We start from the raw sequence: 25761 nt of genomic DNA on the forward strand, positions 1-25761 counted from the left end.
CCCTTGTGGGAGAGGGAAGGGGCCCATCGCGAAGCGATGGGAAGGGTGAGGGGGACACTCGCTAGTGTCGCGAGCCTCACTCCCCCTCATCCGGCCCTTCGGGCCACCTTCTCCCACAAGGGGAGAAGGATTTTTGCCGCGCTTAACCCAGTACGTGAATCAGATCTTCCCAAAAGGGAGGGGCAATGATTCCCCGCGACCTCATCGGCTACGGCCAGACCCCGCCCAACCCGCGCTGGCCGAACAACGCCCGCGTCGCGGTCCAGATCGTGCTCAACTACGAGGAAGGCGGCGAGAACAGCGTCCTCAACGGCGACAAGGGTTCCGAGGCCTTCCTCTCCGACATGGTCGGCGCGCAAAGCCACCCGGCGCGTGCGATGGCGATGGAAAGCCTCTACGAATATGGCTCGAGGGCCGGCTTCTGGCGCCTCCATCGGCTGTTCACCGAGCGCCGGATCCCGATCACCGTGTTCGGCGTCGCCTCGGCGATGGAGATGAACCCCGCCGCGGTCGAGGCGATGGCCCTGGCCGACTGGGAAATCGCCAGTCACGGCTATCGCTGGATCGATTATCAATATGTCGCCGAAGAGATCGAACGCGAGCACATCACCAGGGCCATCGATCTCCATACCCGCCTGACCGGCACCCGCCCGCTCGGCTGGTACCAGGGCCGCACCTCGCCCAACACCGCGCGGCTGGTCACCGAGGAAGGTGGCTTCCTCTACGATGCCGACAGCTATGCCGATGACCTGCCCTATTACGACCGCCGGCACGGCAAGCCGCAGCTGATCGTCCCCTATTCGCTCGACGCCAACGACATGAAGATGGTCGCGCTCAACGGCTTCACCGAGGGCGTGCAGTTCTTCCGCTACCTCGTCGACACCTATGAGCAGCTCCGCGCGGAAGGCGGGCGGATGATGTCAGTGGGGCTGCACGGGCGCATCGCCGGCCGCCCCGGTCGCGCCATCGCGGTCGCGCAGTTCCTCGATCATGTGCTGGAGAGCGGCGACGCCTGGGTCGCGCGCCGCATCGACATCGCGCGGCACTGGCTCGAACTGTACCCGGCATGACGATCGACGATCCCCGGGTCCTGGCCGAAGTGACCGCCGCCTTCCACGCGTACGAACGCGCGTTGATGGCGGACGATATCCCGGCGATGGACCGGCTGTTCGCCGATGCGTCGACCACGATCCGCTACGGCGTCGGTGAGGTGCTGTACGGCGCGGACGAGATCAGGGCATTCCGCAAGGGCCGTGGCGGATCGCCGCAGCGCCGGCTCGGGCGCGTCGCGATCACGACCTATGGCGACAGCTTCGCCACCGCCAATGCCGAATTCTTCCGCGACGGCAGCGGCAGGCGCGGCCGCCAGAGCCAGGCCTGGGTGAAGGGCGCTGATGGCTGGAAGATCGTCTCGGCGCATGTCTCGATCGAAGGGACGACGTCATGATCGACGAGACCGATCCCGACGTCTTTATCCGCCACTATGGCGGACTGTTCGAGCATAGCCCCTGGGTGGTGATGCGTGCCGCCGCCCGCCTGCCGCTCGGCGACGTCCATGCCGGGCTGATGGCGGTGGTGCATGAGGCGACGCCAGAGGAACAGCTCAAACTGATCCGCGCCCACCCGGAACTGGCCGGCAAGGCAGCGATCGACCGGACGCTCACTGCGGAATCAGCGGCCGAACAGGCCTCGGCGGGTCTCGACCGCCTGACACAAGAAGAGTTCGACCGCTTCCACGCGCTCAACGCTGCGTACGGCGAGCGTTTCGGCTTCCCCTTCATCCTCTGCGTGCGGCTGACCGACAAGGCCGGCATCCTCGCGGCGATGGAGCAGCGGCTCGGCAATGACCGCGAGACCGAGATCGCCACCGCCATCGCCGAGATCGGCCAGATCGTGCGCCTCCGCCTCAAGGACATGGCATGAACAGCCTTTCCACCCATGTGCTCGACACCACGCATGGTCGGCCTGCCGCCGGCCTAAACCTGGCGCTGACCGGGCCACACGGCGAGATCGCGCGCGGCACGACCAATGCGGACGGCCGCTGCCCGGAACTGATGCGCGACGATCTCAGGCCGGGCCGCTACGCGATCCGCTTTTCCGTCGCCGATTATTTCCGCAGTCTTGGCGTCGTTTTGCCCGATCCGCCCTTCCTCGACGAAGTGGTGGTCGATTTCGGCATCGCGGCGGATGGCGGGCATTATCATGTGCCGCTGCTCGTCTCGCCTTATGGCTATTCCACCTATCGGGGCAGCTGAGACCATGACGATCGACCTCGCCGAATGGCTCAACCTGGCGATCAGATGGCTGCATCTGACGGCGGGCATCGCCTGGATCGGGTCGTCCTTCTATTTCGTCTGGCTCGACAATCACCTGACGCCGCCCGCGCAAGGCGAGGCCTCGGGCGAGCTCTGGTCGGTCCATGGCGGCGGTTTCTACCACAACCAGAAATACCAGGTCGCGCCGAGCCAGATGCCGGATCGCCTGCACTGGTTCAAATGGGAGGCCTATTTCACCTGGATCAGCGGCTTCTCGCTGCTGGTGCTGGTCTATTATGTCGGCGCGCAGAGTTATCTGATCGATCCGGCCAAGGCAGCGCTCAGCCCCGCCGAAGCGATCGCCATCGGCCTCGTCGCGCTGGCGGTCGGCTGGCTGTTCTACGATCTGCTGTGCCGCTCGCCGCTGGGCACGAACAACCGGCTGCTCGGAATCGTCTGGTTCGCCTTCCTGCTCGTCGCGGCCATATTGCTCGACCGCGTGTTCAATGCGCGTGCGGCGTATATGCATCTCGGGGCGATGATGGGCACGGCGATGGTCGCCAATGTGTTCTTCGTCATCATCCCCAACCAGCGCAAGGTCGTCGCCGATTTGGTCGCCGGGCGCACGCCCGATCCCGCGCTGGGCAAGGCGGCCAAGCAACGCTCGCTGCACAACAACTACATGACCCTGCCGGTGCTGTTCATCATGATCAGCCATCACTATCCGATGACGTACGGGGCGCAGCGCCCCTGGCTGGTGCTGGCGCTGCTCGGCCTGACCGGCGTCGCCGTCCGCCATGTCTTCAACCTGCGCCACCGCGCTCAGCCGACCGGGGCGGCGATGGTCGTGGCGGCGGTGCTTGCCTTGGCGAGCGTCACCTATGTCTCGATGGAGAAGAGTGCCGTAGTGCGGACTGCCGACCCTGGCACCCAGCCGCTACCGGCCGGTAATGTCGTGTTCGCCGATATCGAGCCGATCCTGACGAAGCATTGTGTGGGTTGCCATAGCCTGCACCCGACCAACCCCGCCTTCACTGCGCCGCCGCTCGGCGTGGTGATGGACAATTACGGCCATGTCCGCGCCCTGTCGGCGCGCATCCGGAAGGTAGCGGTCGATTCCGACGTCATGCCGCTCGGCAACGCCACCGGCATGACGACAGCCGAACGCCAGAAGCTCGGCGCCTGGATCGCTGCCGGGGCACCGAGATGAGGGCGCGGCAATCTTTTCTAAAGCCCCTCCCCTTCAGGGGAGGGGTTGGGGTGGGGCAGTCCCGCATATGCAGGCGCCAGTTCTTGCCGCACTGCCCCACCCCCAACCCAGCATCGCCGCCCTTGGCCCTGTCCGGGGGACAGGGCTGCGGCGATGCTCCTAAAGGGGAGGGGCTTGAAGTAAGTCAGGCCGTGCAATGACAGGCACCGTCCGCTTCGTCCTCGACAGCGCAGTGATGGAGGTGGCCGCCAACGCCACCGACAGCGTGCTCGACCTGCTGCGCTACAAGCTCCGCCGCACCGGCACCAAGGAAGGCTGTGCCGAGGGCGATTGCGGCGCCTGCACCGTGCTGCTCGGCGAGCTGGACGGCGAGGCGGTGGCATGGCGCGCGGTCAACGCCTGTATCCTGTTCGTGCCGATGCTCGACGGCAAGGCGCTCCGCACGGTCGAGAGCCTGTCGCCGGACGGCGAACTCCACCCGGTTCAGCGCGAGATGGTGGAGCGGCACGGCTCGCAATGCGGCTTCTGCACACCCGGTTTCGTGATGTCGCTCTATGGCCGCAGCATCGGCGCGGCGGGTACAAAGGGTGAGCCGGTGGCGGACGTTATCGCCGGCAATCTCTGCCGCTGCACCGGTTACGGCCCGATCCTCGCTGCGAGCGAGGCCGTGCTGCCGGGCGAGTCCGACGACGCCGACGTCGCGGCCTTGCTGCGCGGGATCGCCCGTCAGGGCTTAGGCGCCGATTGGTTCGCCCCGCAGACCGGCGATGAACTCGCCGCGCTGCTGGTCGCGCATCCCGGCGCGCGGATCGTCGCCGGGGGGACCGATGTCGGACTGTGGGTGACCAAGCAGCATCGCGATCTCGGCACCGCGATCTTCATCGGCGATGTCGCCGATCTGCGCACCATTGCCGAGGACGCGGACGGCCTCACCCTCGGCGCGGGCGTCCGCTATACCGAGGCGAAGGCGGCGCTGGCGCGGCTCCACCCCGATCTGGGCGAGCTGGCGCGGCGGATCGGCGGGTTGCAGGTACGCAATTCGGGCACGATCGGCGGCAATATCGCCAATGGCTCCCCAATCGGCGACATGCCGCCCGCGCTCATCGCGCTCGGCGCGACCCTGACGCTCCGGCGCGGCGATGTGCGGCGGACGATTCCCCTGGAAAGCTTCTTCATCCGTTACGGCGTGCAGGATCGCGCCCCCGACGAGTTCGTCGAAAGCGTGCGGGTGCCGCGCCCCTCGGCCGGGACGATCGTCCGCATCGTCAAGCTGTCGAAGCGCTTCGACAGCGACATTTCCGCAGTGTGCGGCGCCTTCGCCATCACGGTCGATCAGGATCGGGTGACTGCCGCCCGTATCGCCTTTGGCGGCATGGCCGGCACCCCGGCCCGCGCGCCCGCCTGCGAAGCCGCGCTGATCGGCCAGCCCTGGTCCGAGGACGCGGTCGAGGCCGCGGCGCAGGCGCTCGCCCGCGACTATTCGCCGCTCAGCGATGCGCGGGGCTCCAGCGCCTATCGCCTTACCGTCGCCGCGAACCTGTTGCGCCGCCTCTGGGCCGAGCAATCGGGCGACGTCACCAGCGTGCTGGCCGATGGCTGACGCCGAACGCCTCCCCGGCGCGGTCCACCAGCCGCTGCGCCACGACAGCGCCGAAGCGCATGTCGCCGGCCGCGCGCTCTATGTCGACGATGTCGCGGAAGCGCCCGGTACGCTCCATCTCGCCTTCGGACTGGCGACCGACGGGCATGGCAGGCTCGTCTCGCTCGACCTCGACGCCGTCCGCGCCGCGGCCGGCGTGGTCGTGGTGCTCACCGCCACCGACATTCCGGGCAAGAACGATGTCAGCCCCGTCGCGGGCGACGACAAGCTCTTCGCGGAAGCGGAAATCCTCTATCCCGGCCAGCCCCTCTTCGTCGTCGCGGCGACCAGCACCGGTGCAGCCCGCCGCGCCGCGCGGCTGGGCAAGGCGATTGTCGAGCCACTCCCCGCGCTCGTCACCATCGGTCAGGCGCAGGCCGCGGGATCGCTGATCGAACCAGCGCAACGCATGGCCCGCGGCGACGCCGATGCCGCGCTCGCCGCCGCGCCGAATCGCCTGTCGGGCCGGCTGGAGATGGGCGGGCAGGAGCATTTCTACCTCGAAGGCCAGGCTGCGCTCGCCACGCCGGGCGAGGGCGGGCACGTCCATGTCCTGTCCTCCACCCAGCATCCCAGCGAAGTGCAGCACCTCATCGCCAAGGTGCTGGCGCGCAGCCATGCCGATGTCACGGTCGAGGTCCGGCGCATGGGCGGCGCGTTCGGCGGCAAGGAGACTCAGGCCGCCGCCTATGCCGCCGCCTGCGCGCTGGTCGCGGCGAAGACCGGCCGCCCGGCCAAGATCCGCGCCGACCGCGACGACGACATGGTCATGACCGGCAAGCGCCATGAATTCGAGATCGGCTATGACGTCGGCTTCGATGACGAAGGCCGAATCGAGGGCATCCGCCTGGAACTCGCCTCGCGCTGCGGCGCCACCGCCGATCTGTCGCCCGCAATCAACGACCGTGCGATGTTCCACGCCGATAATTGCTACTGGCTGCCCGCGGTCGAGATCGTCAGCCATCGCCTGAAGACGCACACTGTCTCCAACACCGCCTTTCGCGGGTTCGGCGGGCCGCAGGGCATGATGGCGATCGAGCGGGTGATGGACGCCATCGCCGCCGCCCGCGGGCTCGATCCGCTCGCCGTGCGCCGGATCAATCTCTACGCGCCGGGCCGCGACGTCACGCCCTATCACATGACGGTCGAGGACAATGTCGCGCCCGACCTGATCGCCGAACTGGCAGCGCGCACCGGTTATGACGCGCGCCGCGTGGCGGTCGAGGCGTTCAACGCCCGCCACAAGGTGCTGAAAAGGGGGCTCGCCCTCACGCCGGTGAAGTTCGGCATCAGCTTCACCACCACGCATCTCAACCAGGCCGGCGCGCTCGTGCATGTCTATGCCGACGGCTCGATCCATCTGAACCATGGCGGCACCGAGATGGGGCAGGGCCTGATGGTCAAGGTGGCGCAAATCGTCGCTGACGTCTTCGCCGTGCCGGTCGATCGGGTGCGCATCTCCGCGACGCGCACCGACAAGGTGCCCAACACCTCGGCCACCGCGGCATCGTCGGGCGCCGACCTCAACGGCATGGCGGCCTTCAACGCAGCCGAGACGATCCGCCTGCGCCTCGCCGAGTTCGCGGCGGGCAAGTTCGGCGGCTCGGCTGAGGCAGTGCGTTTCACCCGCGACGGCGTCGTCGCGGGCGGCGAGACGGTGCCGTTCGATACGCTCTGCCGGCTGGCCCATCTCGGCCGCATCTCGCTGTCCTCGACCGGCTTCTACGCGACGCCCAACATCAAATACGACCGCGCCAGCCATAGCGGCCGGCCCTTCCTCTATTTCGCCTATGGCGCTGCCCTGTCCGAGGTGGTGATCGACACGCTCACCGGCGAGCACAAGGTGCTGGCGGTCGATATCCTCCATGACGTCGGCCGCTCGCTCAATCCGGCGATCGATCTCGGCCAGGTCGAGGGCGGCTTCGTCCAGGGCATGGGCTGGCTGACCACCGAGGAGCTGGTCTATGACGATCGCGGCCGGCTGCTGACTCATGCGCCGTCGACCTACAAGATCCCGACCGCCAGCGACCGCCCGCGCCGCATGGACATCCGGCTCTGGGAACGCGGCCGCAACACCGAACCGACCATCCACCGCTCCAAGGCCGTCGGCGAGCCCCCGTTCATGCTGGCGATCTCGGTCTTCTCCGCGCTGACTCAGGCCATCGCCGCGGCGGCGCCGGGCAAGGGCCTGCCCGATCTCGACGCGCCGGCGACACCCGAGCGTATCCTCGCCGCGATCGATCGTCTGCGGGGCCGTCATGGCTGAATGGACCGGAGCGGCGCGCGCGGCGCTGGCGCAGGGCCCGACCGCGCTGGTGACGATCCTCGCAACCGAAGGCTCCGCCCCGCGCGGGCCCGGCGCGCGCATGGTGGTGACGACGGATGCGCTGCACGGCACGATCGGCGGCGGCGCACTCGAATGGCGCGTGACCGAACAGGCGCGTGCGATCCTGGCGCTGCCGCCGGGAAGCTGGCGCGTGCAGGATTATCCGCTCGGGCCGCTGCTCGGGCAATGCTGTGGCGGGCGGGTGAGGGTGCTGGTCGAGCGGCTGGACGAGAGCGTGATCGAGATTCTGGATCAGGGTCGACCTACCGTCGTTAGCCTGCTCGAGGATCGCATCGAGCGCGAGCTGTTCCCCCGCGAAGGCGGGGGTCCAGAGCCAAAAGCGTCGATGTCTGCGACTCTGGACCCCCGCCTTCGCGGGGGAACGGTCCTGCTTCTCGCTCGCGGCCCGCTTCCCGTCGCCGGCATCCGCTTTGTAGAACCTACCGAAACCCCGGGCACCCCCCTCATCCTCTTCGGCGCGGGCCATGTCGGCCGCGCCATCGCCGATCGCGCGCCCGGCCTGCCCCTCCACCTCGCCTGGTTCGACAGCCGCGAGCAAGCCGCCGACTATCCCGGCGTCATGCAGGCTGAAGAAGACGCGATGGTCGACTGCGCCCGCGCAGCCCCCACCGATGCCGCGATTCTGATCGTCACGCACGATCACGCCCTCGACTACCGCCTCACCGCCGCCGCGCTCGCCGGAACCGCAGCCTATGTCGGCCTGATCGGCTCGGCCACCAAGCGCGCGCGCTTCCTCTCCCGGCTCTCGAACGAGGGAATCGATGCGTCGCGCCTCACCTGCCCGATCGGCCTGCCCGGCGTGACCGGCAAGCAACCGGCGGTGATCGCCATCGCGGCGCTTGCCCAGATCCTCTCGCTCGCCCGGCACGCCGCATGACCGCCCAGGGCTTCCGCGCCGAGCTGCTGAGCGTTCCGGAAGATCCGGCGCAAGGGGGCACGATCCGCCACCATGAAGACGGGCTGCTCGTGGTCGAGGACGGCCTGATCGTGGCGTTCGGCGACTACGCCGATCTCGCCCCGCGCTTCTCCAGCATGCCCGTCGAACGCCTGTCGGGGCTGCTCGTCCCCGGCTTTGTCGACACGCATATCCATTATCCGCAGACCGACAGCATCGCCGCTTATGGCGGGCAACTGCTCGAATGGCTCGAACGCCATATCTTCCCGGCCGAAGCCGCCTTTGCCGATCGCGCTCATGCCGATGCAGTCGCGGCCTTCTTCCTCGACGAACTGCTGCGCAACGGCACCACCAGCGCTTTGGTTTTCGCGACGGTCCATGCTCATTCCGTCGATGCCCTGTTCGAGGCAGCGCTCGCGCGGAACATGCGGATCGTCTCGGGCAAGGTGCTGATGGATCTCGGCCCCGAGACCCTGCGCGATTCGGTCGAGACCGGCCGGGCCGACAGCGAGGCGTTGATCGCGCGGTGGCACGGGCGCGGGCGGCTCGGTTACGCGGTGACGCCGCGCTTCGCGCTTACCTCCTCGGATGCGCAGCTTGCCGGGGCGGGCGATCTGGTCGCCGCGCACGCCGAGGTGCTGATGCACACCCATCTCGCGGAGAATAGCGGAGAGATCGCCGCGGTCGCGGGTCGCTTCCCGGCCGCGCTGAATTATCTCGACGTGTATGACCGCTTCGGCCTGGTCGGCCCGCGATCGGTGTTCGCGCACTGCGTCCATCTGGAGGATCGCGCGCTTGCCCGGCTGCGCGACGCCGGGTCCAGCATCGCCTTCTGCCCGACCAGCAACCTGTTCCTCGGCTCCGGCCTGTTCGATCTGGCGCGCGCCGATCGCCACGGCGTGAAGATCGGGATCGGCACGGATGTCGGCGCGGGCACCAGCTTCTCGCTGCTCGCGACCCTGGGCGAGGCCTATAAGATCGGGCAGATGCGCGGCACGCCGCTCGATCCGTTCCGCGCGCTCCATCTCGCTACGGCCGGTGGCGCCCGGGCGCTCGGTCTCGCCGACCGGATCGGGGGGCTTCAGCCCGGGCAGGAGGCCGATTTCGTGGTGCTCGATCCTGCGGCCACGCCGTTGCTCGCACGGCGCACCGCCGGGGCGGGCCTCGCGGACAAGCTGTTCGCGCTCCAGATATTGGGCGATGACCGCGCGATCGCCCGAACCTATGTCGCCGGCCGCTGCGCCTGGACGCRGCCGGCCTGACTATTTTCTTGGGTCGAGCAGCCCTTCGAACAGCCGGATGACCTTGCCGGTACGGTTCTTCTCGAAATCGCGCGGATGCACGAACTGATCGGCGAACCAGGGATAGAGATCCGAGTCGAACGCCGTCTTCAGCCAGTCGATCGTCGCACGCACCGCCGGCGAATGCCGCGCTTCGGCATGGAAATAATACCAGAGGTCGAACCGCAGCGGCAACGGCACGTCGAGCGGGATCAGATGCTTCGACACTGCCCGGGCATAGGTCGGTAGCGCGGCGATGCCGGCGCCATTGACCACCGCCCAATAGACGGACAGCGCCGAGTTCGACCGGATCGGCATGAAGCTCGCCGGCCAGTCCGATCCGACCAGATATTTGATCAGTCCGGGGTTGAGGCCCGGCCCGCTCTGCTCGACGAACTGGTGTTCGCGGAACTGATCGAGCGACGTCATCGCGCCGTTGCGGCGGATATAGGCTTCGGACGCGAACAGCATGTAATGCACCGTTGCCAGCTTGGCCCGGACCAGATCGCGCCGGTGCGGCTCGCTGAACGCGACGCCGACATCGACGACGTCGCTGCGGTCGCGCGCGACGTCGTAATCGAGCTGCAGCGAAACGGTCAGGTTGGACAATGCGGGCGACAGGTCGTTCAGGCGCGGCGTCAGCCACAGGCTGCCCAGCCCTTCGGTACAACCGATGGTCAGTTCACCGGGATTGATCAGGACATTGGCCTCGCCATCACCCTCCGACTCGGCCGACAGGGCGGCGCCCGCCATCTCGCGCGCGGCGCGGGCCAGCATCAGGCCGATATCGGTCGGCACGACGCCGCTTCTCGACCGACCCAGCAATTTGGTGCCGATCCGGTCCTCCAGCCGCTCGATCCGGCGGCGCAAAGTATTGAGGGACAGCCTGGAACTGTCTGCCGCAGCACGAAAACTATGATGTTCGGTGACGAGCAGGAGCGCGCGAAGATCGTCCCAGTCCAGGTCCCGAACGAGCGTGCGAACGTGCGTGGCGTTCCACCTGGGAACACCATGGTCCGGATTTTGGATCGCGGCCGGTTGCTTGCTCGCCATTACACTCCTGTCCGAGGCTAACTTAACAGTGGGAGCGACAAAATGCGAGCAGAGCCGCACAAACGGAATTCCGACAGTTTCGGCAGGCTTCGCTTCTCCGAAAAGGTCGAGCGCACCCTGTCGCGGACCGAATCGCCGCCCGTATCGCGGCCTGCCAGCGACGCCGAGATCCAGGCCGTGCTCGACAAGGCCGGACGCCTTTTCCCGGTCGCGCCGTTCAGCGCGATCGACCGGATGCGCAAGCGCAATCCCGCCATCGTCCGCGTCATCGAGGGGCTGAGCGACGCGGACGACCCCACCATGATCGCCTATCTGCCGCTGTCCGCCGAGGGCGCGGAGCATCTGCTCGCCGGCACCCTCAACGGCCGCGAGCCGAAGCCGGAATGGATCGTCGCCGAGCATGAGATTCCGACCGCGGTCTATATCTGGATGACCTGGACGCCCGGTCGGCTGGCCCGCGCGCTTCCCGGCATGGCACGGATCTTTTCCGAGCTGGTGCCCGATGGCTGTCCGCTCTTCTCCCGCGCCGTGACCGATCATGCCGCGCGACTCAACGCCGCGATGGGCTTCGAGCAGGCCAATCGGGTCTATCCGGGCGCGCCCGACTGGTTGCTGGTCGTCCTGCCCCGGGCGGAGATGGCGCCGATCCCGACGCGGATGACGGCGCCGGCGCGCCAGGCCCCGAAGATCGAGGTGCGCCCGGTCCGCTCGTTCGAGGACATGGCGATGATCTTCGCCGTGCGCTCCTCGACCTACATCAGCGAGCAATTCTGCCTCTACTCCGAGGAATTCGACGGCAACGACTTCTGCGCGACTCACCTGATCGGCTTCATCGACGGCGATCCGGCGGGGTGCATCCGCATGCGCTATTTCGGCGATTTCGTGAAGGTCGAGCGGCTGGCGGTACGCCGCGAATATCGTCGCAGCCGGCTGGCGTTCAAGCTGGTGCGCGAGGCGCTGGCGCTGGCGCGGCACAAGGGTTTTCGCCGTTTCTACGGCCATGCCCGGCTCGATCTGGTGCCGTTCTGGGCGATGTTCGGCTTCCGCGAAATGGCGGAGCGCCCGTTGTTCAAATTCGCCGATGTCGACTATCGCGAGATGGAGTTGGATGGCGAGGCGGACGAGCATCCGATCGGCATCGGCGACGATCCGATGGTGACGATCCGTCCCGAAGGCGCCTGGGGCGTGCCCGGTCCGCTCGAACTGTCCAACCTCCGCCCGAGCCGCGCCGCCTTTTTCAGCGACATGAAGACGGTCGGCCGCGCCGCTCACTAGGCAAAGGACGCGACGCCTCCCGGCCGGCTTCTCATCCGGCCGGGCGCGGTGGTTCGCGTGCCGGATACGCGTCGAGGTTCGCGCCGATCCATTGGCGCAGATCCTCGGCGGGCGGCGCGGCGGCTGGGCCGCTGAGGTACTGCGCGAGCATCGTCTCCATGAAATAGAGATAGGCGCGCCGGGCCATGGGGTCGTCGGGTGCGTGCGGCTGCTTGCGCGCGACGATCACCTCGGCGTTTCGGCCGAGCTGCCTGAGGCGCGCGGCATAATCGATCACGCTGCGGATCGGCACGCGCTCGTCCCGGCCGGCGGCGATGATGAGCAGCGGCGTGCGCATCGCCGCCACGCGCGCATAGGGCGATTGCGCGGTCAGCCGCCGGGCGATCGCCGGGTCGCCCGCGTCGAGGCCAAGCAGGCGCAGGGTCGTCGCGAAGGCGATGCCGCCGCTCGAGCCGATAGTCCCCCGATCGACCACCTGGCGCGACACCCAACCGAAATCGGCCGGCGGTACGATCGCGACCCCGACGCGGAACAGGCCCGATCCGTTCGACAGTGCCTGCAAGGTGGAATAACCCCCGAACGAGGCGCCGGCGATGCCGACCCGTTTCGGATCGCCGATCCCGCGCGCCAGCAGCCAGCGCACGCCTTCCTCGATATCGCGCTGGACCCGGCCATCGCCGAAATCGCCGCGTGCGCTGAGCATATAGGCGCGCCCATAGCCGGTCGATCCGCGGAACTGCGGACGAAACACCGCATAGCCGCGATTGGCGAGAAGCTGGGTGGTCGTGCTGTAATCGGGCTCGTCGTGCGACCACGGGCCGCCATGCACGGCGGCGATCAGCGCCACGTGCCGCAGGTCGCGGCCCGCCGGGACGGTGAGCAGGCCATGGATCAGCATGCCGTCGGAAGCGGGAAAGCTGACCGGCACCGTTGCTGCGAGCGCCGCTTCCGGCACGCGCGGCCTTTTGCCCGAATCGTCGAGCATCGGGTCCAGCCGGCCGGTCCGCGGATCGAACAGGTACCAGCGCAGGCCCTGCAACCGCGACCCGCGCTCGCGCACCAGCCACTGTCCGGAGGTGGGGGACACGGTGATGTCGCCGGACAGGCGTTTCGCCAGCAGCGCCATGGCCTGCCGCGAATCGTCGGTCAGGCCGTGGCTTGCCGGAGTGCCGCCGCGATAACCGGCGATGAGCGGCACGCCCGATCGCGGATCGATCGCCAGTGAATCGAGATCGCGCTCGCCCGACGGATCGCGGTGCAGGATCGTGCGGCGCCCATTGGCGTCGATGCGCATCACCCCGCGCAGATCGCCGCCAAGATCGCTCGCGAGATACAGGCCGCGCCCATCGGCCGTGGTGCCGGCCAGATCGCAGCGCTCGAGCTGCACGCACAGCGCGAGGATTCGGTATCGCCCGTCGGCGCGGCGCGCCTGGATGACATGGTGATCGCCCTCGACCAGCTTGGCGAACGCGACGCGGCCGTCAGGAGCCATGGCAAAATCGACCGGATCGCGGCGGCCAAAGGCGATCAGCTGGCGTGTGCCGTCGCGCTCGACGCGCCATAGCCGATAGCCGACCGGGTCGCGCTGCCCGTCGACCCGCAGTTCTTCCTTGAGGATCGCGGCGGCGGGACGCCAGGGATCGATCCCGGCAAAGCGCAGCCCGGTCGATCCGCCGATCTGCGCCACCAGCCCCGACCCGAGATCGCCTGCCACCGCGACCCGCCGCAGCGTGCGGTTCGACACGAGGTACAGCCAGCGCCCGTCATGCGACCAGAAGATGTCGTCCGCATCGGCACGGCGCAGCAGCGTGCGTGCCGCCCCGCCGCTTGGCTTCAGCCACAGACTCGTCTCCTCCCCGACCTTGCGCAGCCAGGCGACATGCCCGCCATCGGGCGCGATCGTGGCCGCACTGATCGTCGGTTCCACCAGGAATGCGTCGCGCGGGATCTGCGCCGGCACCGGCCGAGCCCGTTCGGCGGCGAGATTCGCTCTCAGAACAGATAACAGAGATCCACCCCCTCCGTTCGCCCTGAGCTTGTCGAAGGGCTGTACTTTTCTTCCGCAGAAGGAAGGGCAAGGCTGCGACAAGCTCAGCCCGAACGGTGAGAGACTAGTCAGCCCAGGAGAGCTTCGCATGGTGTTCGACGCGCCTACCGCCCCACTGAGGGCAAGCATCATCACCCCGGCCGCGACGAGGCGCAGCCGCCGATCATCAGTCATCGTCCGTCTCCAGAATTCAGCGTTGCGCCTTGGGCCGGATCAGCGCGAAGGCCACCAGCATCGGCACCCCCAGGATCAAGGTCGCGACGCCCCACACCGCCTGCGCCCGTGCAACCAGCCCCCGCCGTCGCGCCAGCAGCCAGGCGATCACCGCTGAGAGCAGATGCAGCACCGTCATCCCCACGATCACCGCGACCGGCAACACCACCGGCATGCGCACCTCAAGCGGCTCATGCTCGCCGAACAGCCCCTCGGCCGCATCGCGCACGACCTTCAATGGCAGCGACAACCAGTAAGGCGCATAGCGCGACACTGCCGGGAAATCCGGATTGAGCGTCCGCTCGGCAACCGCAGCCGCATGTCCCGCCCCGTCGACTCGCACGATCTGCTGCCACGCCCGGCCCGGCCCGTCGATCGCACCATGCCCATAGGTGAAGGAGATCAGATAACCGTCGAGCAACTCGATCGCATCGATCCGCGACATGCCGCCGATCGGCGCGGGCAGGGGGATCGTCGCCAGCGCCGGATGAAGCCGGTCGCCCTCGTCGAGCACCCGCGCATCGTAAATCCGCAGCGCCCGGTCGCTCACCAGCCCGATCGCATCGCCCATCTTCGTCGGTCCGTTCGCGATCGTCTCGGCCGCGGGCAGCGTGATGCGCGTATGGAGCCGCCCGTCATCCTCGTTGAACGCAGCGATCTGCGATGCCGCCATTAGCTGCCCGCCGGCGACCGGCAAAGGCGGCGTCCGGAACGCCGCGCCGCCATCGAGGCCGAGCACCCCGGCGCGCGCGAGCGTCGCCAGCCGCACCCCGTGGAAGCGCATGTCGTCATGGCTGAAAGTCCAGCGCACGCCCCTCCGCTCGTCGTCGAATTCGATCGGCACGACATTGGTCAGTGCGCCCCGCGCGGGCAGCCGCGCGGCCTGCGGCGGCAGATAGAAAACTTCGGAGAGCTTCACCTGCTCGCGCCACAGATCGGCCTCGCGGTCACGCCGGCCGGCCAGCCCCGCTTCGATCAAAGCTCCACCGTCGGCGCGCACGGCTTCGACCACACCGCCTTTGGGCGGCACGCTGTTCAGCGGATGCGTACCCGTGGCGATCCACAGGATCTGGAAGACGATGTCCCCCGCCACCACCGCGACGACATAGGCGCCCATCGCCACGCTCAGCGCGGTGCCGGCCAGCGCGCCACCACGCGGTGTCTCCTCCAGGTCGGGCTTGAATACGCTCGCGACCAACGCCGCCAGCAGCGCCGCGACCATCGCCTGCACCGCGATCGCACCCCATCCCGAGGCAGCGCTCATCGTCGGCAGCAAGGCCGGCACCAGCGCCAGCCAGGCGTAGCGACGGGGCCCAAGCATCGCATAGATGCCGGCAAGATAGCCGATCAGCGCGATCAGCAACGCCGCGACCGGCAACAGCCAGTGCCGTGCATCGACGAAACGCGCGCCGATCGCGCCGTGGCTGGCCAGCAGCACCAGCACCGGCAATGCGGCGGCCACCGCCAGCATCGCCGCCCCGGCGCCCGCCACCGCGAGCAGGATCCGCCCCGGCGCCAGCGGCCGGTGCAGCAGCATGATCCACTGGTTGGTGCGTCGGTACGTGCCCGCCTGGTACAGGCCGAACAATATGCCGGCGACGGCGTAGATGCCCGCGACGAGCTGATAGACCATCAGCGGCTGCTGGATCGCGTCGACCACCCGGTCGAAGAACAGCAGCACCCCGGCATGCAGGCCGGCGGCACCAAGCGCCAGCCAGCGGAAGCGGCGGCACTCGGCCTTGAACAGTTCGACCATGAAAAACTCCTCAGCCCGTGGGGCCGGCGTGATGACGAGTCAGGAAGGCGTCGACTGCGCGGTCGAGCGGCACTGCCTGGCTCTGGATGGTCTTCGCGCCGTGCCCGCGCAGGAAGTCGGCAAACGCATCTCCCTGGTCGATCACGGTATAATGATGCACCCCGTCGATCCGGCGATGCTGGAGCAGCCCCGGCACGCCCCCCGGCTCGGGCCCCTTGAACGGGATGTCGGTCACCCACAGCCGGATGCGTTCGCAGAAATCGTCGGGCGCCGAGACATTGCGCAGCCGCCCGCGCTCCAGCACGATCAGATTGTCGGCCAGCCGCTCGACCTCCTCGATCTGGTGCGAGCAATAGAGGATCGTCCGCCCCTCCGCGGCGACCCCGTCGATCAGCGCGTCGAGCACGCGGCGCTTGGCGACCACGTCGAGCCCTAGCGTCGGTTCGTCCAGGATCAGCAGTTCCGGATTCTGCCCCAGCGCCATGGCGAGGTTGAGCCCCGCCCGCTCGCCGCGCGACAGCTGCGATACGCGCTGCTGCGCCAGCAGGTCGAAACTGCCGATGACATTATGGAACGCCCGCTCGTCCCAGCGCGCGGCATGGTGGCGCCGCTGCATCTCCGCCACGGCGGATACCGTCATCCAGCCCGGCAGAATATGCTCTTCGTTGACGAAGCCGATCCGCCCGCGATCCTCCGGCGTCAGCGCGCGGCTGTCGCGGCCGAGGATGAACGCGTCGCCCGAATCCGCGGTGATGAAGCCGAGCAGCAGCCGGAACAAGGTCGACTTGCCCGCGCCATTGGCGCCGACCACCGCGTGGATGCCTCCGCGCGGCAGTGCGAGATCGAGCCGGTCGATCGCTACCTTCCTGCCATGCCGCCGCGTCAGCGCCCGCGTCTCGATCGCGAGATCGCTCACGCGATCTTCCTCGGCGCGACCTGATCGAGTGCATCCCCGACTCGCGCGATCGCAACGTCATGCGGATACTGGATCGCCACCACTTCATTGACGAACCGCCCGAGCGCATCGTCGAACCGCCGCTCGCGCTCCTCCGCGCTGAACTGCTGCCGCCGCACCGCGACGAACAACCCCAGCCCCTGGCGCGATTCGAGCCAGCCCTCGGAGGTCAGGATCGTATAGGCCTTGGCCACGGTATTGGGGTTGATGCCGAGCTGTTGCGCCAGCCCCCGAACGCTCGGCACCTGCGCGCCCTGCGCCAGATCGCCCGTGGTGATCTGCATGCGGATGGCGTCGACGATCTGGCGGCTGATCGATCGGCTGTCGCCAGTGACGATCGCAATGGCGATGGGGGTGGTTCGGGCCAAAGGGGGGTGACTCGCTGTCTGTGTGTACTATGTGACTTAGTACAGTGAGATGAAGCGCCGGTCAAGCAGGAGGCGCGATCGTGCCACCCTTGCCGCCAAACTGCCGTTTTCCGTCGGTTCACCGGACCGGAGGCACGGCCGATCCGAAAGGATGGAACCCGATTGATTGCCTTCTGTTCGCGCAGTTCGCTGATCATTTGGGAGTATGCGATGTTGCCGTCCGTGACGAAATTGGCCCCCGCGGCCCTGGTTCTTGTGGGTGCGATGGGTCTGGGTGGCTGCGCCACCAAGGGATATGTGCGGGATCAGATCGCGCCCGTCAGCCAGCGCGTCGATGCGCTCGAATCGCGACTGCAGGAAACCGATAGCACCGCGAAGTCGGCGCTGGCGCAGGCCCAGGCCGCATCAGGCCAGGCCCAGAATAACGGCCAGCGCCTCGATCAGCTCAATGCCCGTGTGGACGGCATCGAGCAGAGACTGCAGGAAGCGCAGCGCAAGCGGCCCCGCAACTGACGCCGCAAGACAGCATATGCTGACCACGTCGTGACGGCCCGCGTCCGCCGCTCCCGCGGAGCGGCGACCGGTCCTGTTCGAGCGATTCACCTCCTGGCGCTGGCCGGGCTTGCCCTGACCGTTTCCGTACCCTCGCGGGCGGAACAGGCGGCCAAGTCCGCCACGCCCGGATCGTCGCAGCCGGAACGTCCGGCAGCGGAAGAGCCGAGCCAGTCGGCGGCCGCGAAGCGTGTTGCCGACTGGATCGCGGCGTCCGGCGACAACGGGTCGCTGCCGTACATCGTCATCGACAAGCAGCAGGCGTCGCTGTTCCTGTTCGGTGCGGATGGGACACCGCTCGGCAACGGGCCGGTCCTGATCGGCGTCGCTGTCGGCGACGATGCCACCCCCGGCATCGGCAGCAAGAATCTCGCCGAGATCGGCCCGGCCGAGAAGACCACGCCCGCCGGGCGCTTCCTCGCCAAATTCGGCCTCGCCGCCGGGCGGCAGAAAGTGCTGTGGGTCGATTACGCGACCTCGGTGGCGCTTCACCCGATCCCGCCGGGCGCCAGCAGGAAGGAACGCCGCCGCGAGCGCATGCTGTCGCCGACGCCCGACGACAATCGCATCACCTTTGGCTGCATCAACGTGCCGCTCGCGCTTTACGGCAAGACCATAGCGCCGCTGTTCCGGAAAAAGGGCGGTTATGTCTATGTCCTGCCCGACACCAGGCCGCTGGAGGCCGTCTTTCCCCTTCTCTACGCGCGGGGCGCGCCCCTGCCCGGCACCACCGCCGCCGCGGAAAAGGGGTCAGAGTGATTTTTGGTCCTGGGCGGCTCGGCCCCCGGGGCGTCACTCTTCGCGACGCTTGAGGCGCACCCCAAAAGCAGACATGCTCGCAACCGGATCTCGATGAGGAACGCCATGCGGAACACGCTCGTTCGTCTGGCCCTGCTGGCCGCTCTGGCATGGTCTTCGCCCGCATGGAGCCAGGCGACCACGCGTCAATGTGGCGCGGCCGAGGAACCGGGCCCGGCCTGCCTGCTCGCCCGCAAGGAACTCCCCGCTCTTCCGGCCGGACAGACCTTCTGGCTACTCGACCGGTTTCCCTCGAAACAGGCCGCCGAAAAGGCCGCCATCGCAACGAGCGTCGTCGTCGAGGCGTTCGGATCGACCTGGCTCTTCACCCTTGAGCATGCCGGGTGGCGGCCCAGAGGAGGCAGGCATGTTGCCGAAATCGGCCCGCTCGCGGTGGAGCCGGCCTCGACCTATGCGGCCGAATATCTCCGCTCGATCTTCGTTCCCGGCGCGACCGCCCCCCTCCACACGCATTCCGGTCCGGAGGCCTTTTACGCGGTCAGCGGCGATACCTGCCTCGAGACGCCGGACGGTCTTCGGATCGCTCGCGGTCCCGGCAACAGCCTGACGATCAAGGCGGGGCCGCCGATGCTGCTGATGGCCATCGGAACCGCGCCACGCCAGGGCTTCGCGCTGATCCTCCACGATGCCGGCCAGCCGCCCACCACCCTGACTCACGACTGGCACCCTCAGGGGTTGTGCGCCCGGCAGCTTGCGACGGACCAGGCCCGGTAAAGGGCTGGCCGATCCCTGCCCAGGCGGGTCAATCGGGGACGACGAGACGCTTCGATTCAAGCTGGGAGGATCATCCCCTACCCTTTGCGATCGGTCCGCCGGGTGGCGGGCTGCGGGGAATGACGATGATTCAGGCGAACCGGGTCGGGCAAGTAAAAGTCAGGCTATATCTGACCAATTCTCATAATTCGATAAGTAAAAGCCCGCGCGACGCAGGCTATATTTTGCGCGTCATGGCCTATTATCGTTGGAGATATCCAACTCAAGGAATGATCGCGTCCAACACGAGGCGTCCAGCCGAGAAGAGGCTTCGGAATTTTCGGGTCGACGTTGGCTGGCAAAAATGCCCGAATAGTTGCGCGGAGTGCGGGATCGACCCCGGTGATGACTGTTTCGTCCAAGCGCCGCGCGTACCAATACGCTTCATGGCACCCAGAATAGTGGCATATTACTTCCCGGACGCCATGGACCTAGAGGAAGAACGTCCCCTCGATCACCGTCACGCACGTCCCGCCCAGGATCACCCGGTCGCCATCGAGCCGGCAGGCCAGCCGGCCGCCGCGCGCGCTCGCCTGGAAGGCAGTGAAGCTGTCGCGGCCCAGTCGCGTCGCCCAATAGGGCACCGACACGGCATGGGCGGAGCCCGTCACCGGATCCTCGTCGATGCCCGCGCCGGGCGCGAACACGCGGCTGACCACGTCGGTCTCGTCGCCCGGCGCGGTCGCGATGGTCAGTACATCGCCTTCGGCCGCGAGCTTGCGGAAATCGGGTTTCAGCGCGCGTATCTGCGTCTCGTTCTCCAGTACGATCAGGGCATATCCCCCCGTCCGCCACAAGGTCTCGACGGTGCCGTCCAGTCCCAGCGCCGCGACGATCTCCGGCAGCGGCCCGGGCTCGGGTGCCCAGGCCGGCAGCGCCAGCTCATATCCGTCGCCGGCGCGCGCGACCTCGAGCACGCCCGATGTGCGCGTGCGGAACGTCACCCTGTCGATCGTCGAATCGCTCGACAGCACGAAATGCCCGCTCGCCAGCGTCGCATGGCCGCACAGGGCGACCTCGACCGTCGGCGTGAACCAGCGCAGCTCGAAATCCGCCGCTCCGCTCGTGTCGGGCAGGATGAAGGCGGTCTCGGCCAGGTTGTTCTCCGCCGCGATCGCCTGCAGCGTCGCATCGTCCAGCCAGCTGCTCAGCGGCATCACCGCCGCGGGATTGCCCTCGAACGGATTGGCGGCGAACGCGTCGATCTGGACGAACGGAATCCTCATATGCGCTTCCCGAACCAATGGGGGGTGACGTCCGCCTCGATCAGCGGATTGTCGGTGTCGACATGCCCATCGGGATCGAGATGGATCAGCACCTCGACCTTGGGGAATTGCTTGCGGATCTTCGCCTCGACCGCATCCATCACGACATGCGCGTCGGCGATCGTCATCTCGGGCGCCACATACATGTGGAACTGCGCGAAGTCGTGGCTGCCCGACCGGCGGGTGCGGAAATCATGGATGCCGCGCAGCTCGGGATGCTGTGCCGCTGCTTCGATAAAGCGCGCGCGCTCCTCCTCGGGCCATTCCTTGTCCATCAGCTGGTCGATCGCGTTGCTCGACGCGCGAAACGCGCCGAACGCCAGCCAGGCGGCGATGACGATGCCGAACAGCGGATCCGCGCCGCTCCAGCCGAGATACTGGTCGAGCACCAGCGCGACGATGACCGATCCGTTGAGCAGGACGTCGGACTGGTAATGCATATTGTCGGCCATGATCGCGACCGATCCGGTGCGCCGGATGATGCTGCGCTGATAGACCAGCAGCATCATGGTCGCGACGATCGCGATCACCGACACGCCGATGCCGAACTCGGCATCGCGCGTCGGATCGGTCTCGCTGAACGCCATGATCGCACGCCAGGCGATGCCCGCCGCCGACGCCGTGATCAGCATGACCTGGAACAGCGCGGCCAGCGCCTCCGCCTTGCCATGGCCGAAACGATGGTCGTGATCGGCCGGCGTCGCGGCGAGCCGGACGCCGTAGAGCGTGACGAGCGAGGCGAGCAGGTCGAGCGCGGTATCGGCCAGCGACCCGAGCATCGCGACCGATCCGGTATGCCAGGCCGCAAAGCCCTTCAGCCCGAGCAGGAACAATGCCATCGCCACGCTGGCGAGGGCGGCGCGCACGACATAGGGAATGGCGCGGCGCTGGTCCTCGGTCATGGGAACAGCAGCCCTTCGCTCCAGCCATCTCCGTCACGCACGAACAGGCGGCGCTCGTGAAGCCGGTGCGCGCGGTCCTGCCAGAATTCGATCCGGTCCGGGCTCAGCCGGTACCCGCCCCAATGCGGCGGCCGCGGCACCGGGCCGCCCTCGAAGCGCGCCTGCACCTCGGCGAACCGCGCCTCGAAGGTCGCGCGGGAATCGAGCCAGCGCGACTGGTCGGACGCCCAGGCGCCGAGCTGCGAATCGCGGTGCCGGCTGGCGAAATAGGCGTCGGATTCGGCGTCGCTCACAGGGCTCAGCGTGCCCTCGATGCGGATCTGCCGGCGCCGCGACTTCCAGTGGAACAGCAGGGCGGCCTGCGGATTGGCGGCGATGTCCGCGGCTTTGCGGCTCTCGCGGTTGGTGTAGAAGACGAAGCCGTCGGGCCCATGCCCCTTGAGCAGCACCATGCGCACGGAAGGACGGCCCTCCGCGTCTGCGGTGGCCAGCGCCATCGCGTTCGAATCGTTCGGCTCGGTTTCGCGTGCCTCGGCATACCAGAGGTCGAACAGTTGGAAGGGATCCTGTACCATGGTCGCGCTTTACGGCCGCCACGGACGGGTGTCGAGGAACGGAACCGTCCCCCAGGGATTGAATCGCCCCCAAGGCAATCGGGGCAACAAAGGAACCGGAAAATGGCCGCACGCGCCTATTGGCAGGGACAGATCAGGCTCGCGCTCGTCTCGATTCCGGTCGAGATCTACACCGCGACCAAGTCCGGCGCGCAGGTCAGTTTCAAGCAGATCCACGAGCCGAGCGGCAAGCCGATCCATTATGAAAAGGTCGTCACCGGCATCGGCCCGGTCGACACTGACGAGATCATGAAGGGCTTCGAGTACGAGAAGGGCGAGTTCGTCCTGCTCGAACAGGACGAGATCGACGCCGTGAAGCTCGAATCGAAGAAGACGCTGGAACTCACCCAGTTCGTCGATGCGAGCGAGATCGACGTGCTCTATTACGAAAAGCCCTATTTCGTGGTCCCGGCTGACGATCTCGCCGAGGAAGCGTTCATCGTGCTGCGCGAGGCGCTCCGACGGACGAAGAAGGTCGGGCTCGGCCAGCTCGCCATGCGTGGCCGCGAATATGTCGTGAGCCTCAAACCCTGCGGGCGCGGCATGGTGCTGGAGACGCTGCGCTACGCGGACGAGGTCAACAAGGCGCAGGGATATTTCCGCGACATTCCCGATTCGAAACCCGACGAGGATCTGCTCGAACTGGCCGAGGCGCTGATCGAAAAGAAGACCGGCGCGTTCGATCCGAAGGATTTCCACGATCATTATGTCGAGGCGCTGAAAGGCCTGATCGAGCGCAAGCGCAAGGCCAAGGGCCGCAAGATCCTGGAAGACACCAGCGACGAGCCGTCCGGCCGCTCGGGCTCGAATGTGGTCGACCTGATGGCCGCGCTCAAGAAGTCGATGGAACGGCCGGGTGCGTCGCCTTCGTCGAAGCCGGCCGCAGCCAGCAAGAAGCCCGCAGTGAAGAAAGCAACTGCCGCGCCCGCAAAGAAACCGGCGGCGAAGAAACGTGCATAGCGCCGACCTTTGTACCCCCGCGAAGGCGGGGGTCCAGACTGGGCTCCCGCCTTCGCGGGAGCACAATTGATGGTACGCGCGACCGACCCGCTGGCGCTGTACAACGCCAAGCGTGATTTCGCGCAGACCGCGGAACCGGCGGGCACGCTCGCGCCCGGCCATGGCAACAGCTTCATGGTGCAGAAGCACGACGCCTCGCGCCTCCACTGGGATTTCCGGCTCGAGATCGACGGCGTCCTGAAGAGCTGGGCCGTCACCCGCGGCCCCAGCCTCGACCCGAACGAGAAACGCCTCGCCGTCCGTACCGAGGATCATCCGTTGTCCTACGCCACCTTCGAGGGCACCATCCCAAAAGGGCAATATGGCGGCGGTACGGTGATGCTGTGGGATCGCGGCACCTGGTCCCCGATCAAGGGCAAGAGCGCCAAGGACTTGGAGAAAGGCCACCTCCATTTCGTGCTCGATGGCGAGCGCATGAAAGGCGAATGGCTGCTGATCCGCCTGAAGCCGCGCGGCAAGGAAAAGAGCGAGAACTGGCTGCTGCGCAAGATCGACGATGCGGAAGCAGGCGGCACCGACACGCTCGTGGAAACCGCCCTCACCAGCGTCGCGACCGGCCGAACCATGGTCGAGATCGCCGAAGGCGCCAAACCCAAATCCTCCCCCGCGAAGCGGGGGAGGGGGACCAGCGAAGCTGGTGGAGGGGGCCGTCCCAAACGCGCCGCCGGTGGCAAGCCGGCTTCCGGCACCTTGCCAGCCTTCCGCGATTTCCAGCTCGCCACTTTGGTCGACAGCGTCCCCACCGGCAGTCGCTGGCTGCACGAGGTGAAGTACGACGGCTACCGCGTGCTGCTCGCGATCGCCGGCACGAAGGTGAAGATCTACAGCCGCTCCGGCCTCGACTGGACCGAGAAATTCCCCGGCATCGCCGAAGCCGCGGCGACCCTGAACCTCGGCAACGCGCTGATCGACGGGGAAGTGGTCGCCTTCAAGGACGGCAAGCCGAACTTCTCCACCCTGCAGGACGCGATCGCCAAGGGCGGTGACATGACCCTGTTCGCCTTCGACCTGCTCGAATTGGACGGCGAGGATATCGCCGCCCTGCCCAACATCCAGCGCAAGGAACGCCTGCGCCCCCTGATCCAGGGCACCGACGCTCGCCTGCAATTCGCCGAGCACATCCTCGGCTCGGGCGAGCAATTGTTCGAGACGATGTGCCGCGAAGGCTATGAAGGCATCATCTCGAAGCTGGCCGATGCGCCCTATCGCGGCCAGCGCAGCAAGAACTGGCTCAAGGTGAAGTGCATCAGGCGCCAGGAATTCGTGATCGTCGGCTGGACGCCGTCCGACAAGTCGCGCGGCTTCCGCGCGCTGCTGCTCGGCCTCAACGGACCTGACGGATTCACCTATGCCGGCAAGGTCGGCACCGGGTTCGACACCGACACGATGCTGGACCTGAGCGCGAAGCTCGCCAAGCTCGAACGCAAGGAGCCGACCGTGCAGGCGCCCCGTGCTGCCGTGCGCGGCGCGCATTGGGTCGAACCGAAGCTGGTCGCCGAGATCGCCTTTGCCGAGACCACGCCCGATGGCGTGCTGCGCCACTCCAGCTTCCTCGGCCTGCGTGAGGACAAGGCGGCCAAGGATGTCGTCGCGGAGAAGCCGATCCCCGTCGATGCCACGCCGGTCCCGGAGGTGCATGTGAAGGTCAGCAGCCGTGACCGGCTGATCTTCCCCGATTCGGACGTCACCAAGGGCGATCTCGCCGATTATTACGCGCGCCTTGCGCCCGCCGTGCTCCCTTGGGCGGCCAATCGGCCGATCAGCCTGGTGCGCTGTCCCCAGGGTCGCGCCAAGCGCTGCTTCTTCCAGAAGCACGATGCCGGCACCTTTGGCGAGCATGTCCATCAAGTGCCGATCCGCGAGAAGGACGGGTCGGTCGAGGACTATCTCTATATCGACGACGTCGATGGCCTGGTGATGTGCGTGCAGATGGGCACGATCGAGTTCCATGGCTGGGGATCGTCGGTCGCAACGCTCGAACAGCCCGACCGCATGGTGTTCGATCTCGATCCCGACGAGGAACTCGGCTTCGATGTGGTCAAGAAGGCCGCGGAGGACATCAAGAACCAGCTCGCCGAAATCGGGCTGGTCAGCTTCGCGATGCTGTCGGGCGGCAAGGGCGTGCATGTCGTGGTGCCGTTGAAGCCCCAGGCCGAATGGCCGGCGGTGAAGGACTTCGCCGAACGCTTCTGCCGCGCGCTCGCCGAGGCCGAGCCGGAACGCTATGTCGCCAACATGGCGAAGGCCAAGCGCAAGGGCCGCATCTTCCTCGACTATCTGCGCAACCAGCGCGGCTCGACCGCGGTCCTGCCTTATGTTGCAAGGGCGCGGTCCGGCGCGCCGGTCGCCGCGCCCGTCACCTGGACCGAGCTGCGCGACATCGAGAATGCCCATCGCTGGGGCGTGCGCGATGGCGCCGAGTTGCTCGAACGCGCCAATTCGCGCGAACTCGCGGGTTGGGGATTTGCCGATCAGGTGCTGCCCGATCTCTGATCCTTGTTGCACGCGCGAAGGGATTGTGGTCGAGTCGTCGGGTTCTAGGG

23 protein-coding genes are annotated in these 25761 nt (G+C 67.4%); 15 read left to right on the top strand and 8 right to left on the bottom strand.

Annotated elements, in window-relative coordinates:
* Positions 1-188 precede the first annotated feature (188 nt).
* The 9 genes from puuE (at position 189) to guaD (ending at position 9608) form a co-directional block, all read left to right on the top strand.
* Positions 189-1070 carry an allantoinase PuuE gene (gene puuE / locus AC1DX5_RS13660; RefSeq protein ID WP_478016067.1) on the top strand — a complete coding sequence of 294 codons (882 nt, stop codon included), beginning with the start codon at positions 189-191 and terminating at the stop codon, positions 1068-1070.
* Positions 1067-1447, top strand: a complete 381-nt coding sequence (gene hpxZ / locus AC1DX5_RS13665; RefSeq protein ID WP_478015994.1) for an oxalurate catabolism protein HpxZ — start codon at positions 1067-1069, stop codon at positions 1445-1447. The genes puuE and hpxZ overlap by 4 nt, the downstream gene beginning before the upstream one ends.
* The gene (uraD, locus tag AC1DX5_RS13670; protein WP_478015996.1) at positions 1444-1923 is read left to right on the top strand and encodes a 2-oxo-4-hydroxy-4-carboxy-5-ureidoimidazoline decarboxylase; all 480 of its coding nucleotides are present in this window, start codon (positions 1444-1446) and stop codon (positions 1921-1923) included. The genes hpxZ and uraD overlap by 4 nt, the downstream gene beginning before the upstream one ends.
* Positions 1920-2255: a hydroxyisourate hydrolase gene (gene uraH, locus AC1DX5_RS13675; protein ID WP_478015998.1), complete on the top strand. Its 336-nt coding sequence runs from the start codon at positions 1920-1922 to the stop codon at positions 2253-2255. Before uraD ends, uraH begins: the two co-directional genes overlap by 4 nt.
* 4 nt (positions 2256-2259) lie before the next feature.
* Entirely contained in the window at positions 2260-3465 is a 1206-nt protein-coding gene (locus AC1DX5_RS13680; protein ID WP_478015999.1) for a urate hydroxylase PuuD, read from the top strand.
* A 196-nt stretch (positions 3466-3661) separates the two neighbouring features.
* On the top strand, positions 3662-5065 hold the full coding sequence (gene xdhA / locus AC1DX5_RS13685; protein ID WP_478016001.1) for a xanthine dehydrogenase small subunit: 1404 nt from the start codon (positions 3662-3664) through the stop codon (positions 5063-5065).
* A complete protein-coding gene (xdhB, locus tag AC1DX5_RS13690) occupies positions 5058-7370 on the top strand; it encodes a xanthine dehydrogenase molybdopterin binding subunit (protein WP_478016003.1) in 2313 nt (770 codons plus the stop codon). The genes xdhA and xdhB overlap by 8 nt, the downstream gene beginning before the upstream one ends.
* Entirely contained in the window at positions 7363-8328 is a 966-nt protein-coding gene (gene xdhC, locus AC1DX5_RS13695; RefSeq protein ID WP_478016005.1) for a xanthine dehydrogenase accessory protein XdhC, read from the top strand. The genes xdhB and xdhC overlap by 8 nt, the downstream gene beginning before the upstream one ends.
* Entirely contained in the window at positions 8325-9608 is a 1284-nt protein-coding gene (guaD, locus tag AC1DX5_RS13700) for a guanine deaminase (protein ID WP_478016006.1), read from the top strand. Before xdhC ends, guaD begins: the two co-directional genes overlap by 4 nt.
* Here guaD and AC1DX5_RS13705 read toward each other — a convergent pair whose 3' ends face one another.
* Positions 9609-10679: a LysR family transcriptional regulator gene (locus tag AC1DX5_RS13705; RefSeq protein ID WP_465171608.1), complete on the bottom strand. Its 1071-nt coding sequence runs from the start codon at positions 10677-10679 to the stop codon at positions 9609-9611. It abuts the gene before it with no gap.
* A gap of 42 nt (positions 10680-10721) precedes the next feature.
* Here AC1DX5_RS13705 and AC1DX5_RS13710 point away from each other — a divergent pair, with 42 nt between their 5' ends.
* Positions 10722-11954, top strand: a complete 1233-nt coding sequence (locus AC1DX5_RS13710) for a GNAT family N-acetyltransferase (protein ID WP_465171609.1) — start codon at positions 10722-10724, stop codon at positions 11952-11954.
* Positions 11955-11985: 31 nt separating this feature from the next.
* On the opposite strand, the gene AC1DX5_RS13715 is transcribed toward AC1DX5_RS13710, so the two are convergent.
* The 4 genes from AC1DX5_RS13715 to AC1DX5_RS13730 all read right to left on the bottom strand — a co-directional run bounded on the left by AC1DX5_RS13715 (position 11986) and on the right by AC1DX5_RS13730 (position 17293).
* On the bottom strand, positions 11986-13914 hold the full coding sequence (locus AC1DX5_RS13715; RefSeq protein WP_478016008.1) for a S9 family peptidase: 1929 nt from the start codon (positions 13912-13914) through the stop codon (positions 11986-11988).
* Positions 13915-14191: 277 nt separating this feature from the next.
* Entirely contained in the window at positions 14192-15970 is a 1779-nt protein-coding gene (locus tag AC1DX5_RS13720; protein WP_478016010.1) for a TMEM254 family protein, read from the bottom strand.
* Between the two features lie 10 nt (positions 15971-15980).
* Positions 15981-16886: an ABC transporter ATP-binding protein gene (locus AC1DX5_RS13725; RefSeq protein ID WP_478016012.1), complete on the bottom strand. Its 906-nt coding sequence runs from the start codon at positions 16884-16886 to the stop codon at positions 15981-15983.
* Entirely contained in the window at positions 16883-17293 is a 411-nt protein-coding gene (locus AC1DX5_RS13730; RefSeq protein WP_465175522.1) for a GntR family transcriptional regulator, read from the bottom strand. Before AC1DX5_RS13730 ends, AC1DX5_RS13725 begins: the two co-directional genes overlap by 4 nt.
* 210 nt (positions 17294-17503) lie before the next feature.
* Between AC1DX5_RS13730 and AC1DX5_RS13735 the strand changes: the two genes are divergently transcribed.
* The 3 genes from AC1DX5_RS13735 (at position 17504) to AC1DX5_RS13745 (ending at position 19378) form a co-directional block, all read left to right on the top strand.
* Positions 17504-17806 carry a hypothetical protein gene (locus AC1DX5_RS13735; RefSeq protein ID WP_478016069.1) on the top strand — a complete coding sequence of 101 codons (303 nt, stop codon included), beginning with the start codon at positions 17504-17506 and terminating at the stop codon, positions 17804-17806.
* Between the two features lie 93 nt (positions 17807-17899).
* Complete coding sequence (locus AC1DX5_RS13740) at positions 17900-18604, top strand: hypothetical protein (protein WP_478016071.1); 705 nt, start codon at positions 17900-17902, stop codon at positions 18602-18604.
* A gap of 105 nt (positions 18605-18709) precedes the next feature.
* Entirely contained in the window at positions 18710-19378 is a 669-nt protein-coding gene (locus AC1DX5_RS13745) for a hypothetical protein (protein WP_478016013.1), read from the top strand.
* A 470-nt stretch (positions 19379-19848) separates the two neighbouring features.
* On the opposite strand, the gene AC1DX5_RS13750 is transcribed toward AC1DX5_RS13745, so the two are convergent.
* The 3 genes from AC1DX5_RS13750 to pdxH are packed head-to-tail and all read right to left on the bottom strand — an operon-like array spanning position 19849 to position 22159.
* The gene (locus AC1DX5_RS13750) at positions 19849-20643 is read right to left on the bottom strand and encodes a PhzF family phenazine biosynthesis protein (RefSeq protein ID WP_478016015.1); all 795 of its coding nucleotides are present in this window, start codon (positions 20641-20643) and stop codon (positions 19849-19851) included.
* On the bottom strand, positions 20640-21584 hold the full coding sequence (locus AC1DX5_RS13755) for a cation diffusion facilitator family transporter (protein ID WP_478016017.1): 945 nt from the start codon (positions 21582-21584) through the stop codon (positions 20640-20642). Before AC1DX5_RS13755 ends, AC1DX5_RS13750 begins: the two co-directional genes overlap by 4 nt.
* Positions 21581-22159, bottom strand: a complete 579-nt coding sequence (pdxH, locus tag AC1DX5_RS13760; RefSeq protein WP_478016019.1) for a pyridoxamine 5'-phosphate oxidase — start codon at positions 22157-22159, stop codon at positions 21581-21583. Before pdxH ends, AC1DX5_RS13755 begins: the two co-directional genes overlap by 4 nt.
* A 102-nt stretch (positions 22160-22261) precedes the next feature.
* Between pdxH and ku the strand changes: the two genes are divergently transcribed.
* Positions 22262-23158: a non-homologous end joining protein Ku gene (gene ku, locus AC1DX5_RS13765; RefSeq protein WP_478016020.1), complete on the top strand. Its 897-nt coding sequence runs from the start codon at positions 22262-22264 to the stop codon at positions 23156-23158.
* Positions 23159-23227: 69 nt separating this feature from the next.
* Positions 23228-25711, top strand: coding sequence for a DNA ligase D (gene ligD, locus AC1DX5_RS13770; RefSeq protein WP_478016022.1), 2484 nt, complete (start codon positions 23228-23230; stop codon positions 25709-25711).
* Positions 25712-25761 lie beyond the last annotated feature (50 nt).

Source organism: Sphingomonas sp. P2_B6 (assembly GCF_056404755.1).

Coding starts and splice junctions, on each gene's coding strand:
- hpxZ (WP_478015994.1), top strand. CDS start 1,067: ATGACGATCGACGATCCCCGGGTCCTGGCCGAAGTGACCGCCGCCTTC.
- uraD (WP_478015996.1), top strand. CDS start 1,444: ATGATCGACGAGACCGATCCCGACGTCTTTATCCGCCACTATGGCGGA.
- uraH (WP_478015998.1), top strand. CDS start 1,920: ATGAACAGCCTTTCCACCCATGTGCTCGACACCACGCATGGTCGGCCT.
- AC1DX5_RS13680 (WP_478015999.1), top strand. CDS start 2,260: ATGACGATCGACCTCGCCGAATGGCTCAACCTGGCGATCAGATGGCTG.
- xdhA (WP_478016001.1), top strand. CDS start 3,662: ATGACAGGCACCGTCCGCTTCGTCCTCGACAGCGCAGTGATGGAGGTG.
- xdhB (WP_478016003.1), top strand. CDS start 5,058: ATGGCTGACGCCGAACGCCTCCCCGGCGCGGTCCACCAGCCGCTGCGC.
- xdhC (WP_478016005.1), top strand. CDS start 7,363: ATGGCTGAATGGACCGGAGCGGCGCGCGCGGCGCTGGCGCAGGGCCCG.
- AC1DX5_RS13705 (WP_465171608.1), bottom strand. CDS start 10,679: ATGGCGAGCAAGCAACCGGCCGCGATCCAAAATCCGGACCATGGTGTT.
- AC1DX5_RS13710 (WP_465171609.1), top strand. CDS start 10,722: ATGCGAGCAGAGCCGCACAAACGGAATTCCGACAGTTTCGGCAGGCTT.
- AC1DX5_RS13720 (WP_478016010.1), bottom strand. CDS start 15,970: ATGGTCGAACTGTTCAAGGCCGAGTGCCGCCGCTTCCGCTGGCTGGCG.
- AC1DX5_RS13735 (WP_478016069.1), top strand. CDS start 17,504: ATGTTGCCGTCCGTGACGAAATTGGCCCCCGCGGCCCTGGTTCTTGTG.
- AC1DX5_RS13745 (WP_478016013.1), top strand. CDS start 18,710: ATGCGGAACACGCTCGTTCGTCTGGCCCTGCTGGCCGCTCTGGCATGG.
- AC1DX5_RS13750 (WP_478016015.1), bottom strand. CDS start 20,643: ATGAGGATTCCGTTCGTCCAGATCGACGCGTTCGCCGCCAATCCGTTC.
- AC1DX5_RS13755 (WP_478016017.1), bottom strand. CDS start 21,584: ATGACCGAGGACCAGCGCCGCGCCATTCCCTATGTCGTGCGCGCCGCC.
- pdxH (WP_478016019.1), bottom strand. CDS start 22,159: ATGGTACAGGATCCCTTCCAACTGTTCGACCTCTGGTATGCCGAGGCA.
- ku (WP_478016020.1), top strand. CDS start 22,262: ATGGCCGCACGCGCCTATTGGCAGGGACAGATCAGGCTCGCGCTCGTC.
- ligD (WP_478016022.1), top strand. CDS start 23,228: ATGGTACGCGCGACCGACCCGCTGGCGCTGTACAACGCCAAGCGTGAT.